Origin of the sequence: Pareuzebyella sediminis (assembly GCF_008367235.1) — a bacterium.
In the GTDB taxonomy this organism is placed as follows: domain Bacteria; phylum Bacteroidota; class Bacteroidia; order Flavobacteriales; family Flavobacteriaceae; genus Pareuzebyella; species Pareuzebyella sediminis.
Window position 1 is genome coordinate 1,496,963 of the sequence record NZ_VTZS01000001.1, and the last position, 17,422, is coordinate 1,514,384.

The following is a 17,422-nucleotide window of genomic DNA, read 5'->3' on the forward strand; positions in this document are numbered from 1 at the left end:
AATTAACGGTTTTTGTCCTTATGAGAATCTAGATTTTCCTAAATTTATAGATTCGTTATTTTTCTATTCAAAATTTTAAAATGAAATTATTTTTAAAGTATCTCATTCCTATATCCTGTTTTTCATTTTTTACCATTTTAGTTTCCTGCGATTCTACTCCGAAAAAGCCTAAGGAAAATCCGTTGGTCGTTCAAGAAGACTCTATTTCTGCGGCTTCTCACGCAAAATCGGCACGGGAAGAAATCACACCACAGATTGCCGAGGGTTTGGAACTTTCATTATGGGCCTCAGATTCGTTGGCACCGGACCCAATCGCTTTGGATATGGATAATGAGGGGAATGTATATATTACTCGTGCCGTACGCCCTAAACATTCGGAATTCGACATTCGGGGCTATCAAGAGTGGATGACACCTTCTATAAGTTTTCAGTCGGTAGAAGACCGGAGGAATTTTTTACATCGCACTTTTGCCCCTGAAAAAAGCGATGAAAATGAGTGGTTGGAAGACCTTAATGGTGATGGCTCGCACGACTGGAAGGATTTGGCCGTTGAAAAAGACGAGGTATGGAAAATAGAAGATAGCAACGGTGACGGTATTGCCGATCGCTCCACTAGGATTTTAGCTGATTTTGATGAAGAAATTGCCGATGTGGCTGGTGCCCTATTGGTTAGAGAAGATGAAGTATTTGTTGGAATAGGTCCTGATATGTGGCGCCTTACCGATACAAACGACGATCAGATACTCGATGAAAAGACCTCGCTCGCCCATGGCTTTGCGGTACATATCGGTTTTGGAGGACATGGAATGTCGGGTGCCATAGAAGGTCCCGATGGCAAAATTTATTGGGGAATAGGTGATATCGGTGCCAACTTGACCACCGTTGACGGTAAGAATTTCAAATATCCGAATCAGGGGGTTATCGTTCGCTCCAACCCTGACGGTACTGATTTCGAAGTTTTTGCCAGGGGACTTCGAAACACCCACGAATTCGTTTTTGATGCCTATGGTAATATTATATCTGCAGATAATGATGGGGATCATCCTGGTGAAAGTGAACGATTGGTTCATATTGTGGAAGGTTCCGATGCCGGTTGGCGGGCCAATTGGCAATATGGTAAATATACCGACCCCCTCAATAACGATTATAAGGTATGGATGGATGAAAAATTGTTCGTTCCCCGATGGGAGGGGCAGGCGGCCTATATCATACCCCCCCTGCAAAATTACCATAATGGCCCCACAGGGATGCAGTTCAATCCGGGTACGGCCCTGGGCAAAAAGTGGCTCAATAAATTCTTCTTGGTTGAATTCGTTGGAAGCCCCGACCGTTCCCATATTTGGTCTTTTGGCTTAAAACCAAAAGGAGCCACTTTTGAACTTGACGGTGAAGAAAGTATTTTGAGCGGGGTCTTACCCACAGGTATCAGTTTTGGACCGGATGGTGCCCTATACCTCGCAGATTGGATTACCGGATGGGAGCCCAAAGACCGCGGAAGAATTTGGAAACTCGATGTAACCAACTCTCAAAATAATCTAAGCCAAGAGCGGGTAAAGACAGAACGTCTGATGACACTGGAGTATGAAGACCAGTCAAACGATGAACTCATGTCGCTCCTCTCCTATCCCGATATGCGCATACGTCAGAAAGCGCAGTTTGCATTGGCCAAAAGCCGTGACGGTTACGAAACGTTTAAAGAGGTTCTTCACACCGATAATAATCAATTTGCCCGAATACACGCCATTTGGGGCATCGGACAAATCGCCTCCCAAGACCTTGATAAAGCCGGAGCGTTAGCCGAATTACTAGCTGACAAAGATCCAGAAATTGTGGCTCAGGCCTTAAAGGTATTAGGGGATGTAAAATACGCCAAGGCCGGAGCAGCCTTCATTCCCCTGTTAAAAAATGACAATGCAAGGGTACGATTTTTTGCCGCACAGGCGTTGGGTCGAATTGAGAATGAAGAAGCTGTTCAACCTTTGATCGATATGCTAGCGACCAATAACGACGAAGATGTCTATATAAGGCATGCCGGAGTATTAGCGCTTTCACGTATAGGTAAAGTTGCGCCCATCGTCGCCTTGGCCGATAGTCCGGACAGAAGTCTACGCATCGCTGCGGTACTCGTTCTTCGTAGGTTGGAAAGCCCACAGGTTGCCCAATTTTTGAAAGATGAGGATGAATATATCGTTACGGAAGCAGCTCGGGCCATCAACGACGACTGGTCTATCGAAGAGGGACTACCCGCTTTGGCAGAAATACTTACCGTAGATAAATACAATACTTCCGAACCCTTGTTACGTAGGGCCATAAACGCAGCCCTTCGGGTCGGAGGAGATAAAGAACTCGAGAACCTGATCGCCTTTGCCAAAAGAAAAGATGTCTCTAACGTCCTTCGTGGCGAAGCCTTGGCAGCTATCGGAACTTGGGCCGAACCCTCCGTTCTTGATAGGGTCGATGGTCGTTTTCGCGGCGAAATAAAACGTGATCCGCTTAAGGTTAAAGAAAAACTAGAAATGGATATACCCGTCTTTCTCGGGGATTCCAACCCTGAGATTTTGATAGGTATTACAAAAGCTTTGACCAACCTTAACATTGAGAGCCACAATCAGGCACTGTTCAATATCATGCAACGCAGCAAATCACCTGAAGTACGTTCCGAAATTCTGAAAGCGTTGGGCGAATTGCATTATAAAGACATTGAAACGGCCATGCAGCTCGGTATGCAAGACAAAGATCCTGAAGTGCGCACTACCGCAGTGGGGTTGATTCCAAATTTAAATCTATCAAAAGAAAGACTTCCTGCTATTGTCAATCCTATTTTCGATAGGGGTTCGCTCCGTGAACAGCAGGGCTTAATGCACGTACTCGGAGAACTTCCCTTACAGAAGAGCGATGATGTACTTGAGCGGTTGTTGCAGAAGGCAAAGGCAAATCAATTGAACCCGGGAATCATACTCGATCTCACCGAGGCTATAGAGGCCACTGGCTCAGAAACACTCATAGCACAATTGGAGGCGATTAAAGGAAGTGGAGATTCACTTGAAGAGTACCGTGAGACTTTGGTCGGTGGTTCGTTCTGGGCCGGAAGAAACGTCTTTAATAGGAATCCCACAGCGCAGTGCACCCGTTGTCACGCTATTAACGGTGGAGGAGGAACTGTAGGTCCTCCCTTAGAGAATATCGGAAATATACTGACCCGAGAGCAAATTTTAGAATCCCTCATAGAACCTAGTGCAAGGATAGCTCCAGGATACGGAAGCGTTTCGCTTACTGTGAAAGACGGGCAGAAGGTCAATGGTATTCTAGAAGAGGAGACGGAAAACGAATTGACTTTGCGAACTTCGGATGCGGAGCCCTTGGAAATCGCCACCTCACGTATCGCAAGGCGCGAAAACCAACCTTCGGCTATGCCTGCCATGGGCCGTTTGGTTTCAAAAAGAGAATTAAGAGACTTAATAGAGTATTTGGCCTCCTTAAAGAAGGACCCGGATTCATAGCCCGGTCAGTTCCGACTTTAGTTGAGCGAATTCCGACATCATGCTCGCCACAATTTCACTCGCGGGCAAAATGTCGTGTATTAGGGCTGAAACCTGGCCTATTTCTAATTCTCCCTCTTCCATGTCACCTTCGAACATGCCTCTCTTGGCACGCCCCCGACCTAAAAGGGATTGTAGTTGCTCTTTGTTCGTGCCTTTGGCATAGGCTCTTTGTACGTCGTCGTAAAATTTGTTTTTAAGTAGCCGTACTGGTGCTAATTCTTTCAATGTCAAATGGGTATCGCCTTCACTGGCTTCAACGACCTTCTGTTTAAATAAGGGATGGGAAGAAGCCTCATGGCTCGCTACAAAACGGCTACCTACCTGTACCCCATCAGCTCCCAGAACCATAGCGGCCAGCATAGAGCGACCAGAAGCAATGCCCCCAGCAGCAATGATGGGAACTTCGATTGGTTCACGAACCGCCGGAATTAAGGTAAAAGTCGTCGTTTCGTCCCTTCCATTGTGTCCACCGGCCTCAAAACCTTCGACAACTACGGCATCCACACCTGCTTCCTGAGCCTTAAGGGCAAACTTGACACTACTAACTACGTGTACTACCGTAATACCTTTTTCCTTTAAGTAAGATGTCCATGTTTTTGGGTTCCCTGCCGAAGTAAACACGATTTTCACTCCTAGCTTAACGATAATGTCCATCAATTCTTGAATATCCGGATAGAGCATCGGTACATTGACCCCGAAGGGTTTGTCCGTAGCTTGCTGACATTTTTGAATATGCTCTCGCAACACTTCGGGGCGCATACTGCCTGATCCTAGAAGACCCAATGCTCCGGCTTTCGATACGGCGGAGGCCAAACGCCATCCACTGGCCCAGACCATACCGGCTTGAACTATAGGATATTGCACTCCGAATAGTTGGGTGATCTTATTGTTCGTCATCACATAGACACTTATAATTTGAAGGATTATCTTTTGAAAAATCCATTTAGAGGTAGTTAAGAAATTACCCCAGAGCCTATAAGCTCATCGGCGACATACCATGCCACGAACTGGCCTTCGGTAATGGCGGATTGCTTTTCCTCAAAATCAACATATAGTCCACCCTCTATTTTGTAAAGAGTAGCCTGTTGCAATGGCTGTCGGTATCGTATACGGGCCATAACGGACATCTTCCCGTCAGTTTGTAGTGCCAAATCGGTCCGCACCCAATGAAGTTCCTCATCGGTCACGAACAAGGTTCTCCGATAGAGTCCAGGATGGCTCTTGCCTTGCCCTGTGTAAATCACATTTTCGTCGACATCGGTGTCGATTACGAACAAAGGCTCTTTGGTACCGCCGACATGAAGGCCCTTTCTTTGACCCTTCGTAAAATAGTGTGCCCCTTGATGCTCCCCGACAATTTTACCATCATCAATATGGTATATTGGCTTTTTGGAATTATAGTCCAATTCCTCCCGAATCGATTCAAAAGCCGGCTCTACTTCCCGATATTGGGAAATGGTGGAAGGCACCTCAACGATTACCCCTGTTTTCGGTTTTAATTTTTGTTGTAAAAAGTCGGGAAGCCTTACTTTTCCAATAAAACAAAGGCCTTGCGAATCTTTCTTATCGGCAGTAATCAATCCTTTTTCGGCTGCTATTCTGCGCACCTCGGGTTTCGTCAATTCACCAATAGGAAATAAGGTTCTGGATAACTGTGACTGACTTAATTGGCATAAAAAATACGATTGGTCCTTATTGCCATCCATACCTGCCAAAAGACGGTAGGTTTCAGTTCCGTCATTGTTCTTTATAATTCCTTTACGGCAATAATGTCCTGTAGCTACATAATCCGCTCCCAATTGTAAGGCAATATTCAGAAATACATCGAACTTGATCTCCCGGTTGCAGAGTACATCAGGGTTTGGGGTTCTGCCCCGCTCGTATTCAGCGAACATATAATCTACAATACGCTCTTTGTACTGCTCGCTCAAATCGATAGTCTGAAACGGAATCCCCAATTTTTCGGCCACGATAAGGGCATCGTTGCTGTCTTCGAGCCACGGGCATTCTTCTGAAATGGTCACCGAATCATCGTGCCAATTCTTCATGAACAAACCAATCACCTCATAGCCCTGGGCCTTCAACAAATAGGCCGCGACACTAGAGTCGACTCCCCCAGAAAGGCCGACGATTACTTTTTTCATCACGAATCAAATTTGGTACAAAAATACAAAATCTAATCGCTGTATCCGTACTTCAAAAAAATCGTTGAACGGTCAAATTCTAACGATAAACGAAAGATTGGTATTAAATGTCGCAAATACGTTAAACATCCTTTCAAAAATAAGCTATATTGTGAAATAATCTAAAAAAATACACTTATGAAAAAGAAATACGCCTCAAAAAGCAAGGCCTTTGGATTGGGCCTATGTTCCGCCCTGCTGTTTTTCACCTCTTGCGAAAAGAGCGAGGTTAAAGAGACACCGGCACCGATAACAGGAAAGATGGTCGAGGAGGTCGACCAAACCGACCTTTATGGACTGATTTCCCAGAGGGAAGATGCCACCGGATTTAAAACCCTGCTGGACTATGCGAGCCCCGAGGTACAGGCCCTGTTCAGTGGCGATACCGAATATACCGTGTTTGTGCCTACCGATGCGGCCTGGGACACCTTTTTCCTTAATTATTTAAATTACAACTCCATTTCCGATTTGACCATTGACAAGCGAAAAGATTTAGTAGATCTAATTTTATCCTATAGCATGGTCAGTGGCACTATCCCGGCCAGTTCACTCGAAAACGGACAGGTTCTTGAGAGCTTGGCCGAACAGCCCTTCACTATTTATAAATATAATGAAGACCCCATACGGATTGAAGATAATCTTGTAACGGAATTCAATGACGGGGATGAAAGCGCCAAAATAATAGAATCTGATGTAGAGGCTACAAACGGCATCGTGCATATGTTAGATCGTTTGATCCTTCCAAAAGGATTTATTCAGACTTTGGCCAGACTAATTATAGAACGTGATGATACCACAATTTTTGAGGAAGCATTAAGAAAGCTTGATTTACTTGAATTTTATCGCGATGTTACAAGAGCCCATGCTTTCGTACCCAACGATGCAACATGGCATACTTATTTTAATCTTTTAGGAGACGACTATAACAGTATAGATGATTTCGATACAGAAGAAGAGCTTGCTATATTGAGGGAGATCATTGAAGAGCATCTTACGAAAAAAATAGGTTCAGACGGATTCTCAGCCTTTAGCGAACTAGAGGGAGATACACAATTGGTTATGCGGGATTATTTTGAAAATGGCCCCTTTGGTCTCAAAGATGCCACAGGTCTTATAACCCAGTTCACCGAACTAGACATCAGCGCAGAGAATAGATCATATCTTTATATTATTGACCGCGTACTGTTACCTAAAGTAGCAGTAGACTTCTTTTTGGAGCACTATAAGAATTCCGTTCTTGATTTTATCATGAACATTGAAGACCTGGAACATATTTCGGAGGATATCACCTGTGCCCTAACCGACGGACTTCCCTCCTTTCTGACCGATGGTACGCCATTTACCCTATTCCTCCCCAACAAGGAGGCCTTAAAAGAACTATCGGATACCTACGGAGACCTCGACACACAGGAAGACAGGGAAATATTGGCCAATATCATCGCTTACCATCTATTCCTGAACGAAAAATTGGAAATGGCCGATATCGAGTTCGGCAAATCTTACAGGACATTCCAGAACGAGACGATTAGCTTTGAGACAGACGGTAGCGACATCACCATTTTAAACGCAAAAGGGGAAGCCAATGCAAATGTAGTCTCTGAGGACCATAATATCTCCGGGGGAACCATTCACATTATTGACGGATTACTTATCCCCAACGAATTGAGTTTTTATGAGTAAAATTTTCCAAATGTTACGGTAGAAAAGCGAACGTAAAAATTATTAAAGAGCTTTCAAGTAGCGGTCAAACCTACATGAAAGCTTTTTTTGCTTCCAAAGATTTAAGGTTTCCTTGTTTCCTTAACCGGTCTGTTCACTAGGCACTAAAGGGAATCGAAAGCAAAATATAAACCTTCTTCAAAACACCTTCAGTTTTAAAGCGACAACGAAAAAATAGACCTGGTTCTTCTTAAACTTTTCACAAAACTAAAGGCGTTATTTTGTATTTTATTTTTTTTGTTTAATCTTTAATTGAAATAATTAAACAATAAATAAAATAAGCTTATGAAAAGAATTATGAATTTTAAGACTGTCTTTGCTGCAGCATTTACTCTATTTTTACTGGTATCTTGTAGTGACGACGATAACGGACCTGGTGTTATTATTGAGCCAGACCCAACGATTGTAGATCTCGCCATAGCGACACCGGATCTTTCGAACTTAGTAGCCGCACTTCAAGAAGCTGGCTTGGTCTCTACTCTTGAAGGCGCTGGGCCATATACGGTTTTTGCGCCTACCAACGACGCCTTTGCCGCTTTTTTGAACGAAAACGGTTTTGCTTCTGTTGCTGATATACCCGATGATGTGCTTACCCAAGTACTTCTAAATCATGTGGTTTCAGGTACGAATCTATCATCCTCGCTCTCAACGACCTATATTTCTTCATCTTCTACAGCAGGAGTCGATGGAAAACCGTTGAGCCTTTTTGTTGATACCTCTGATGGAGTAAAAATAAATGGTGCCTCCGTTGTCACTCCCGATATCGAGGCGTCCAATGGTGTAGTTCATATTGTAGATCAGGTTATAGGTTTACCAAATATCGTTGATCATGCGCTCAACAATGGTGCACTTACTGAATTGGTAGGGGCACTCACCGCAGATGGCAACACAACTTTTACCGATCTTTTGAGCTCGACCGATGAAGTATTTACGGTTTTTGCACCGGTTAATGATGGCTTTACGGCATTCGATAATCCTGCCGGTAACGATATTAACAATATATTATCCAATCATGTGATTGTTGGCAGTGCCCTTGCGGCAGCTGACCTTTCAAACTCATATGCCAACACGGCCGCCACAAATGAAGATGGTGATTTTTTAAGTATATACGTGAACACAGATGATGGAGTCACCCTAAACGGTACGAGTTCGGTAGCTATCGCAGATATCGTAGCCACCAATGGTATCATACATGCGGTCGATATGGTAATTGATCTACCAACTGTAGTCACTTTTGCCACTGCTGACAGTGAGAATTTTTCCACTTTAGCAGCAGCATTGACCGCTGACGGACAGCCAGATTTTGTAGCTACCTTAAGTACGCCATGGGGTACAGCTCCGGCACCTTTTACCGTTTTTGCACCTGTTGACGGTGCCTTTGCCGAATTAGCTTCAATACCCGAGGGCGATGCCCTAACTGCCGTCTTACAACATCACGTGATCGCTGGGGCGAACATAGTTTCAGGAGATTTAAGCGATGGCTTGACTTCTCCGGCAACTCTAGAAGGAGATGCCCTAACTTTTACGGAAGCCGGTGACAGTTTTACCATTACCGATGGTGCAGGAAACAGTGGAATCAATATTGCTGTTGCTAATGTTCAAGCCATTAATGGTGTAGTTCATGCTATCGACAAAGTTTTAATACCGGACACGAGTAATTAATACTATTTTACTATTCATAATGTGATGTGAAAGAGATCATTGGTAATTCAATGGTCTCTTTTTTTTGCAGAACTTATCAATCTTTCATTTTTGAACAAAACGATAGACCTTTTTGTAAGAGCAAACATCACTTCAGGTGGTATTAGCATCTAAATTTGAGCTCTTGACAACTCTATTTTTTTTTTTAAACGGTAAAGATGCATCTTCACAGTCCCAAATCTTACCAAACCAACCTAACTTAGGCAAGAAACCCTGACAGCGATGTCAGGGTTTCTTAATATTCTAATGATAACCGTCGAATAATCTGATTCTTATTTTCTGCCTACTTTCTTCTGTTGCTCGGCTTGTTCCATCATTTCACGCATCTTACGCTGAAACTTGTTTTCTTTTTTAGGTTTTTTCTTATTTTCCTGAATTTGGGCATGTATCTTGTCATTGTCCAAAATGAAGTTTTTAATAACCAACATAATCCCTATGGTAATCAGATTCGAAATGAAATAGTACAAGCTCAAACCACTGGCGTAATTATTAAAAAAGAACAACATCATCAAGGGCATCAAATACATGATGAACTTCATATTAGGCATACCAGGTTGCTGTGGCATATTCTGGCCTGTAGTCATCATCATGTAAAAGAAAATCGCTACAGAGGCAAGAATGGGAAAGAGGCTTACATGGTCACCATAGAAAGGAATATTAAATGGCAATTCGGCCACCACATCGTAAGAGGAGAGGTCATCGGCCCACAAAAAAGATTTTTGGCGCAATGCGAATGAGGTAGGGAAAAACATAAAGAGCGCATAGAAAATAGGCATCTGCAAGAATGCCGGCACGCAACCGCTCATCGGACTCACGCCCGCTTTACCGTAAAGCTTCATTGTTTCTTGTTGCTTCTTCATGGCGTTGTCTTTATACTTCTCGTTCAACTCGGTAATTTCAGGTTTCAAGACCTTCATTTTAGCCTGTGACAAATACGATTTATAGGTTACCGGCGACATGGCCAAACGTACCAAGATCGTCATTACCACAATGGCAATACCAAAGGGTAAAAATGAACTCAAAAAGGTATAAAACGGTGTAAAGATATAGCGGTTGATCCATCCGAATATACCCCATCCAAAAGGTATCGAATCGGCAAGCCCCAACTCTTTATAAGCACCCAATACTTCTGCATCAGTTGGGCCATAATACCAGTACATGTTTTGTGATAGTTCACCACCTTCCATCGCTAAAGGAATTGTTGAACTATACTCTTTGGTAAACTGTTCGGTTTTGCTTTCTTCTTCGACCAAATTCTTCGAAGTAAGGTCAACCGTTTCAAAGTTATCTTTAGTGCCCAATATGGAACTGAAAAAATGCTGGCGATATGACAACCACTTCACATCTTGCTCGGTCTCTTCATCATCGCCTCCTGCTGAAAGCTTGCTAATTTTTCCATCATCATGGCTGTAGGTAAGCCGAGTATATCGATTTTCATATTCGACACTTTTCGAATGTCGAATACCCTTGAGTTTCCAATCTAATTTTAGAGGCTGAGAGCCGTTGATTACACCGTTCAACCCTTGGGAGCGCACCGTGAAATCTACCAGATAATCATCTTTTTTCATCTCATAGCGATACTCCAAAAACTTGTCCGGCCCGGCCTTGGCTTTCATTGAAAGCACCTTGTTACCATTATTTTCGCTTAATGTGGGCACAAAATAAAGATCTCTCGTATTCAATACACGATTGTCAGTAGTCGTAAAATTAATGCCAAAAGAAGCATTACCCTCATGCACCAAATACACAGGTATCGAATCATAGGTATGGTATTGTTTCATTCTGGCCTCAACAATCTGCCCCCCTTTGTTACTTATTTCAAGAGCGACCAACTCATTTTCGAGTTTGATGGTATCGTCATTAGGTTCGGTAAATCCAAATGCCCCTAAGCTACTTTTATAGGCCGCCACAACGCTTGAATCCTGCATATTTATGGGTAAGGCAGAATCGTTGCTTTGTTCTTCCGATATCGATTGATCTTCAGACCGCTCTACCTGCTCTTGCTCTGCCTTCTGGGCTTCAAGCTCTTGAGGCGTGGGTCTGTTCTGATAAAACATAAAAATGAGGATCACGAAAATCAGTACAAAACCGATTATCGAGTTTATATCTATCTTCTTTTCTTCCATTGAATTTTAATTGCTCAGACTTACAAGGTTTTAAGACCTGACGTATCTATTGTTTGGTATGAGGCTGTCAAGCTGCAAATATAAGCCCAAATACCCGGTTCATGCCATAGTGGCATTCGTTTCTTGCTTTTTTTTGTGAATGAGGGCAGCTTTAACAAAACCGACAAAAAGCGGATGCGGATTGGCCACCGTACTTCGGTATTCCGGATGATATTGTACACCGATAAACCAAGGATGTCCTGGAATCTCTACAACTTCGACCAGCCCGGTTTCCTTATTGACCCCTGCTGTTTTCAGTCCAGCACCTTCAAGACGTTTCTTATAGCGGTTGTTGTACTCATAGCGATGGCGGTGCCGTTCCATAATGTGTCCGGCCCCATTATATACCTTTTTAACCAAACTATCGTCAACAAGCTCACAACCCCAGGCTCCCAATCGCATGGTTCCTCCTTTGTTCGTAATGTTTTTTTGTTCCTCCATCAAATCAATAACGGGATCGGGGGTGTCCGCACACATTTCGGTCGAATTGGCATCTTTTAGGCCTAAAACATTGCGCGAATATTCGATAACTGCCATTTGCATTCCGAGGCAAATGCCTAAAAAGGGAATTTCATTTTCCCGTGCATGGCGAACGGCTTTTATTTTACCTTCTATTCCGCGTTCCCCAAAACCGGGAGCCACCAAAATACCGTCGAGCCCTTGCAATTTTTTTTCCAAGCTTTTTTCCGAAAGATATTCCGAATGTATCGATTGCACATTTACCTGTACTTCATTGGCCGCTCCTGCATGTATAAAAGATTCCAATATTGACTTGTAGGAGTCTTGCAATTCGACATACTTGCCGATCAAACCAACGGTCACTTCGTTTTTCGGATTTTTATGGCGCTCCAAAAATTGATTCCATTGGGTCAAGTCTGGATCTCTCTTCTCTTCAAGATCCAGTTTTTTTAGAACTACGGTATCGAGACCTTCCTGTTGCATAAGCACCGGAACATCGTAAATGGTAGATGCATCTATAGACTGAATGACCGCTTCTCTTCTCACATTGCAGAAAAGGGCGAGCTTCTCCCGAATTTCATCGGAAAGCTGATGTTCTGTTCTGCATACCAGCACATCGGCCTTGATACCGCTTTCCATCAGGGTCTTTACCGAGTGTTGGGTAGGCTTGGTTTTCAGTTCGCCAGCAGCTGATAAAAAAGGGACCAGTGTAAGGTGGATTACGATACCGTTGTGTTCTCCCAGTTCCCATAAGAGCTGACGCACGGCCTCGATATACGGCAAAGATTCGATGTCGCCGACCGTTCCCCCTATTTCAGTAATAACAATATCGTATTCCCCACTGTTGCCCAGTAACTGGACGCGCTCTTTTATTTCGTTCGTAATATGTGGCACCACCTGAACGGTCTTGCCCAAGAATTCACCCCGCCGCTCCTTTTCGATGACACTTTGATAAATGCGCCCTGTAGTTACATTATTCGCCTGTGAGGTTCGCACATTTAAAAACCGCTCATAATGTCCTAAATCCAAATCGGTTTCCGCGCCATCATCGGTAACGTAACATTCTCCGTGCTCGTATGGATTCAGCGTACCTGGATCTACATTGATATAGGGGTCTAATTTTTGAATGGTAGTTTCGTAGCCCCTGGCTTGGAGCAATTTGGCGAGCGATGCGGCTATGATGCCTTTTCCTAGAGAAGAAGTAACACCTCCCGTAACGAAAATATACTTTGTCTGCGACATATGGGTCTTCTTTGTTACGGGGCATAAAGATACAAATTGCCCCAACAAATTAAACCTTATGGTCAGGAAAATCTTTTTGAACCTTCCTGATCAACGGCTCCAGACCATTTTTTTTTATTTCAAGCATAGCGTTCAAAAGACTTCCGAGCTTTCCCTGGGGAAAGCCCTTTCGTTTGAACCAAATGAGATAGGCCTCGGGAAGGTCGACCAAATACCGCCCCTTGAACTTCCCAAAAGGAATACGATAGTGCGCGAGTTCAATCAGTTTTTCTTTGTCGGGATACAACTTCATATTTTAAATCTAAATAAATTATCTTTAATGCTGGCAAAACGAAAACGAAATGAAACGAAGAACTTTTATCGGTACCTCGGCCGCTGCATCAGTGGGCTTGATGGCCTCGCAAACGACCCATGCTATGTCTAATACCCAGTCCTCTGAATTGAAAGGAAATATCAACCATAGCGTATGTAGGTGGTGCTATAACAAAATTCCTATGGAAGACTTTTTGAAAAGTTTGAACGATTTGGGAATCAAGGCCATGGATCTTACAGGACCTGAAGATTGGCCCTTAATGAAGAAATACGGTATACACTCCTCTATGTGTTGGGGAGCAGGTTTTGGTATCGAAAAGGGTTGGAACGACCTTTCGCTGCATGAAGAATTGATTGAAGACTACACTCAAATGATACCCAAAGTCGCAGAAGCCGGTTATACCAATCTTATCTGTTTCAGTGGCAATAGAAATGGTATGGATGATACCGTTGGTTTGAAGAACTGTGCGGAGGGGTTAAAAAAAATCATGCCGGTCGCCGAAAAACATGGAGTCATCGTACAAATGGAACTCTTGAACTCAAAGGTCAACCATCCCGACTATATGTGCGATAAAAGTGCTTGGGGGGTTGAACTCTGCCAACAGATAGATTCGGAGAATTTCAAGCTTTTATATGATATCTACCATATGCAGATCATGGAAGGTGACATCATCAGGAACATTCAAGATTACCACCAGTATTTCGGCCATTATCATACGGGAGGCAATCCGGGAAGACATGAGATCAACGACTCCCAAGAACTCTTTTATCCTGCCATTATGAAGGCCATTTTAGATACTGGGTTTACAGGGTATGTGGCGCAAGAATTCATCCCGACCTGGGAAGATCAAATTGCGGCATTAAAAGAAGGGGTCACTATATGTGATGTGTAACTATCTATTTCAGTTAACATTATAGCCGGAGTCGGTTTCCAAAAGTGCTTTCGCAATTCTTTTGTTCCATTCATTTTGTTTTTCAGCGTTTCTTGAAAAATTGGTCTCGTGGTCATACTTGTTTTGAAAATAGCTAAGTTCTTTCAGCACCTCTTTATAGATGCTCCTCACCTCGGCTTTGACGTTTTTAGTGAATTTACTTTTGGACAATCGTTGACGCATTTTGCGGGCAAAAAATTCGGAAATATCAAAATGCAATTGCTCATGGCCAAGAATTGCCGAGTCGCAAAGTTCGGGTTGATACCATGATTTGTCGGGATAGAACTCGCAAGTAACCAAAAGATCCAGGTACCATTGCCCTTCTTTCTCGTATGAAGAAAACGAATAGCTAATACCACTGGCCGTAGTGGCCGCTGCCCATTCCGTCTTAAAGTGAGTTCCTTTAAAATCAGACCATTGCAATTTTCTATCGGGACTCCATGGAATTGGTTCTTCCTGTGCCACTACACTAGTAACCACACAAAAAGAAAAGACAAGAGACCATAAATTACTTAAAGAACCCAATGAAACACTATTACTTTTTCAATATCAGGGTGAAGACTATAAAGAACGGGGCATGTCTTGGCCGTATGTTCTAATATTTTCCTGTCCTTGTCAGATATTCTAGCCGGCATGTGCAAGGTAGTCTCAATCTTAATTATTCTGCGAGGGTCTGATGCCATATACTTCGTCACCTCTACATCGGAATCTTTAAGGTCGATACCGAGACCATTGGCCTTAATGCCCATAACCGTCAACATACAACTAGCCAAAGCTGTAGCTACCGTATCGGTCGGTGAAAAAGCCTGTCCGAAACCATGGTTATCTATCGGAGCGTCGGTAATGAAGGTATTGCCCGAACTTCTATGCTCACATTCGGTGCGTAAATCTCCGGTATAGGTCACTTTTGATGTTATCATTTCTTTCGGATTAAAAAATGTGTGTAATACTTGGTTAGTTCACCCGCTCGTTGACCAGCGAACTTACTTATTCAAGTTGATTGACTTGTAAATCTTCAAATGATAATATATAAGAAGCCTGATTGAAATAACCCGAATCATCTCTCTCATAATTAAATTTATTTCCGGTGTATTCGGTTTCGCCGATAAACCTAGATACTTCTTGCAGGTCATTCTTATAGGCCAACTTTAATAAAAGGTCGTAAGCAATATCAAAGCCTCTAACGGCGTATCGATCCGGAGCGCTACCGAACCGTTTTTCATAACGACGTGCAAAACCATTATCGCTAGGCATACGGTACACGGACGGATAGGTGAACTGGAGATTCGATAAATGTACATTCGAAACGACGTCTTTTTCGAAAGCCGTATTCTTGTTGGTAGTAATCATTCTTAATTTCACCTTTTCCCGCTCGGGTTTTTCTATATCGAGCAGGGCATTATGAAACGAATTCAGAATAGAACTCACACTAGATACCAACGTGAAATTCTTGGTTTCAACAAAAACCCAGTTCTCTACTTCGTCGGACAACAATGACCTTAATTTCTCTATATCGATACCAATATTTTTCTCTTCCTCTTGTACTTCAGTAATCTTAGCCATAGGGAATTGAGCCAAAATGTCATTACGTACTGAAGCATGTGCAGAGTCGGCAATAATGATTACATTCTGATCCAAGTACTTCTTTTTCATATATTCCAACAAATGCTTGCGAAGCAATCCTTCCGAAGTATAGGTAAAGTAAACATTCGATAGGCTCAAATCACTTTCAACCGGAATCGGCTCTATGATAGGCACCTGGTTTCCCTTGGCACGCAGGGCGGTTTCCTTTAAGGAAGCAAGATCCAACGGCCCGATAATTGCACTATACGTGCCTAAATTCTCACTTTGCAAAATTTCCTTCGTCCTTGACAGGTTCAATTGGTTATCAAAGGTTTTCACGTCAACGGAAACTCCAAGGTCAGCTATGGAATCAAGCGCTATCAATGCTCCGGAATAGAGGCCCAGGCTATATTTCAAATCATTTCTTTTATCAATGATATTGGCTACTTCCGCTTTATCGCTTAGATCAAGTTTATCCAATCGGAAGGGCAGAAGAAACATGAGCTTTGGCCTATTGGAAAAAGTAATACTGTCTTTCAGATTTATCTTATCAAGTACTAAAGCGTTACGGACCTCAAAATCACCATCTTGATCTTTTGGTAATTTCAAGACCATACCTGCTTTCAATCCATCACGCACCTCCGGATTTAGAGCGACCAAATCTTCGTACGAAAGACCCAACTTTCGGGTCAGTGAAAAAATGGTCTGTTTCGGTTTCACCTCATAAAAATTAAAATTGTCGGTATTTACCTCGCCGACATCGAGCTTTGTTTGCGGAATACGAATGACCATGCCCTCTTTCAATCCTCCTCGTTCGGTAATCTCCGGATTTAAACGAACAATTTCATCAGGCTCTACCCCGAACTTTTGTTTCAACTGAAAAAAGTTCATTTTCGGAGGAACGGTATAAGACATGTAAAGCTCGGTTTCTTGATCTTCAACCGTGCTTCCCGGTAATTTGGGCATTTTTAATTCTTCGCCTACGGCCAAATACTCACTCGTCTCCGATAACTTCGGATTCAGGGCCAGCATGCTATCTATAGTGATACCATATTTATGGGCGATACTCCACCTGGTTTCCTTCGGAGCTACGGTGTAGGTTTCGAAATCCTCTTCGTTCAAGGCAGATTCACCACCCCTTGTTCTCCTGTACTGGGGAATTTTCAGAGTCATCCTTCGGTCTAATTGTGAAGAGTAGAGTTCAGGATTATATTTCTTAATGTCATCTTCCGAAATGCCAAACCGCCGCGCAATACCATATAAGGTTTCCTTCTTCCTCACGCGATGCGAGGTAAAACTGATCGGTTCGCCCTCAGTTTGCCCCCTTGTGTTCGAGGTAGGCGCTTTGGTTCCGGTAGTAGATCTGGAAGGGGCCGATGTCTTTGGCAGCACCAAAATAGTATTAGGCCGTAGCGCTACGCCCTTTTTGATCTCCCTATTAAGCTGGTACACGTCATAAGGCGTGGTGTTGTACTTCTTTGCGATACTCTCCACCGTTTCGCCACGTTGTACAGCGTGTGTGGTAAATTTTTGTGCTTTACAACTTGACATGGAAACCAATAACCCAATCAAAGTCAAGGTATATTTTAAAAATCTTCTCATTA

Annotated in this window: 12 protein-coding genes; 4 read left to right on the plus strand and 8 right to left on the minus strand. The window is 43.2% G+C overall.

The features are described 5' to 3' along the window. Window positions 1-80 precede the first annotated feature (80 nt). Entirely contained in the window at window positions 81-3,500 is a 3,420-nt protein-coding gene (locus F2B13_RS06325) for a HEAT repeat domain-containing protein (protein WP_149303648.1), read from the plus strand. On the opposite strand, the gene F2B13_RS06330 is transcribed toward F2B13_RS06325, so the two are convergent. Together F2B13_RS06330 and mnmA are read right to left on the minus strand one after the other, a co-directional pair. Further along, window positions 3,495-4,439, minus strand: coding sequence for an NAD(P)H-dependent flavin oxidoreductase (locus F2B13_RS06330; protein WP_149303649.1), 945 nt, complete (start codon window positions 4,437-4,439; stop codon window positions 3,495-3,497). The two genes, F2B13_RS06325 and F2B13_RS06330, sit on opposite strands and share 6 nt — an antisense overlap. 56 nt (window positions 4,440-4,495) lie before the next feature. Further along, on the minus strand, window positions 4,496-5,686 hold the full coding sequence (gene mnmA / locus F2B13_RS06335) for a tRNA 2-thiouridine(34) synthase MnmA (protein WP_149277540.1): 1,191 nt from the start codon (window positions 5,684-5,686) through the stop codon (window positions 4,496-4,498). Between the two features lie 177 nt (window positions 5,687-5,863). Between mnmA and F2B13_RS06340 the strand changes: the two genes are divergently transcribed. Then, window positions 5,864-7,405, plus strand: a complete 1,542-nt coding sequence (locus F2B13_RS06340; RefSeq protein WP_149277541.1) for a fasciclin domain-containing protein — start codon at window positions 5,864-5,866, stop codon at window positions 7,403-7,405. A 324-nt stretch (window positions 7,406-7,729) separates the two neighbouring features. Beyond that, window positions 7,730-9,106 (plus strand): fasciclin domain-containing protein, encoded by a 1,377-nt coding sequence (locus F2B13_RS06345; protein ID WP_149277542.1) that lies wholly within the window; start codon window positions 7,730-7,732, stop codon window positions 9,104-9,106. A 311-nt stretch (window positions 9,107-9,417) separates the two neighbouring features. On the opposite strand, the gene yidC is transcribed toward F2B13_RS06345, so the two are convergent. The 3 genes from yidC to F2B13_RS06360 form a co-directional block, all read right to left on the minus strand. Then, window positions 9,418-11,271 (minus strand): membrane protein insertase YidC, encoded by a 1,854-nt coding sequence (gene yidC / locus F2B13_RS06350; RefSeq protein WP_149277543.1) that lies wholly within the window; start codon window positions 11,269-11,271, stop codon window positions 9,418-9,420. Between the two features lie 99 nt (window positions 11,272-11,370). Further along, window positions 11,371-13,011 carry a CTP synthase gene (locus F2B13_RS06355; protein WP_149277544.1) on the minus strand — a complete coding sequence of 547 codons (1,641 nt, stop codon included), beginning with the start codon at window positions 13,009-13,011 and terminating at the stop codon, window positions 11,371-11,373. A gap of 49 nt (window positions 13,012-13,060) precedes the next feature. Next, on the minus strand, window positions 13,061-13,303 hold the full coding sequence (locus F2B13_RS06360) for a DUF3820 family protein (RefSeq protein ID WP_149277545.1): 243 nt from the start codon (window positions 13,301-13,303) through the stop codon (window positions 13,061-13,063). A gap of 49 nt (window positions 13,304-13,352) precedes the next feature. Here F2B13_RS06360 and F2B13_RS06365 point away from each other — a divergent pair, with 49 nt between their 5' ends. Then, window positions 13,353-14,216 carry a hydroxypyruvate isomerase family protein gene (locus tag F2B13_RS06365; RefSeq protein WP_149277546.1) on the plus strand — a complete coding sequence of 288 codons (864 nt, stop codon included), beginning with the start codon at window positions 13,353-13,355 and terminating at the stop codon, window positions 14,214-14,216. Between the two features lie 9 nt (window positions 14,217-14,225). On the opposite strand, the gene F2B13_RS06370 is transcribed toward F2B13_RS06365, so the two are convergent. The 3 genes from F2B13_RS06370 to F2B13_RS06380 all read right to left on the minus strand — a co-directional run bounded on the left by F2B13_RS06370 (window position 14,226) and on the right by F2B13_RS06380 (window position 17,420). Then, a complete protein-coding gene (locus F2B13_RS06370; RefSeq protein ID WP_149303651.1) occupies window positions 14,226-14,735 on the minus strand; it encodes a DUF922 domain-containing protein in 510 nt (169 codons plus the stop codon). A 32-nt stretch (window positions 14,736-14,767) separates the two neighbouring features. After that, window positions 14,768-15,172, minus strand: a complete 405-nt coding sequence (locus F2B13_RS06375; protein WP_149277601.1) for an OsmC family protein — start codon at window positions 15,170-15,172, stop codon at window positions 14,768-14,770. A gap of 70 nt (window positions 15,173-15,242) precedes the next feature. Next, window positions 15,243-17,420: a LysM peptidoglycan-binding domain-containing protein gene (locus F2B13_RS06380; protein ID WP_232623080.1), complete on the minus strand. Its 2,178-nt coding sequence runs from the start codon at window positions 17,418-17,420 to the stop codon at window positions 15,243-15,245. Window positions 17,421-17,422: the final 2 nt, after the last annotated feature.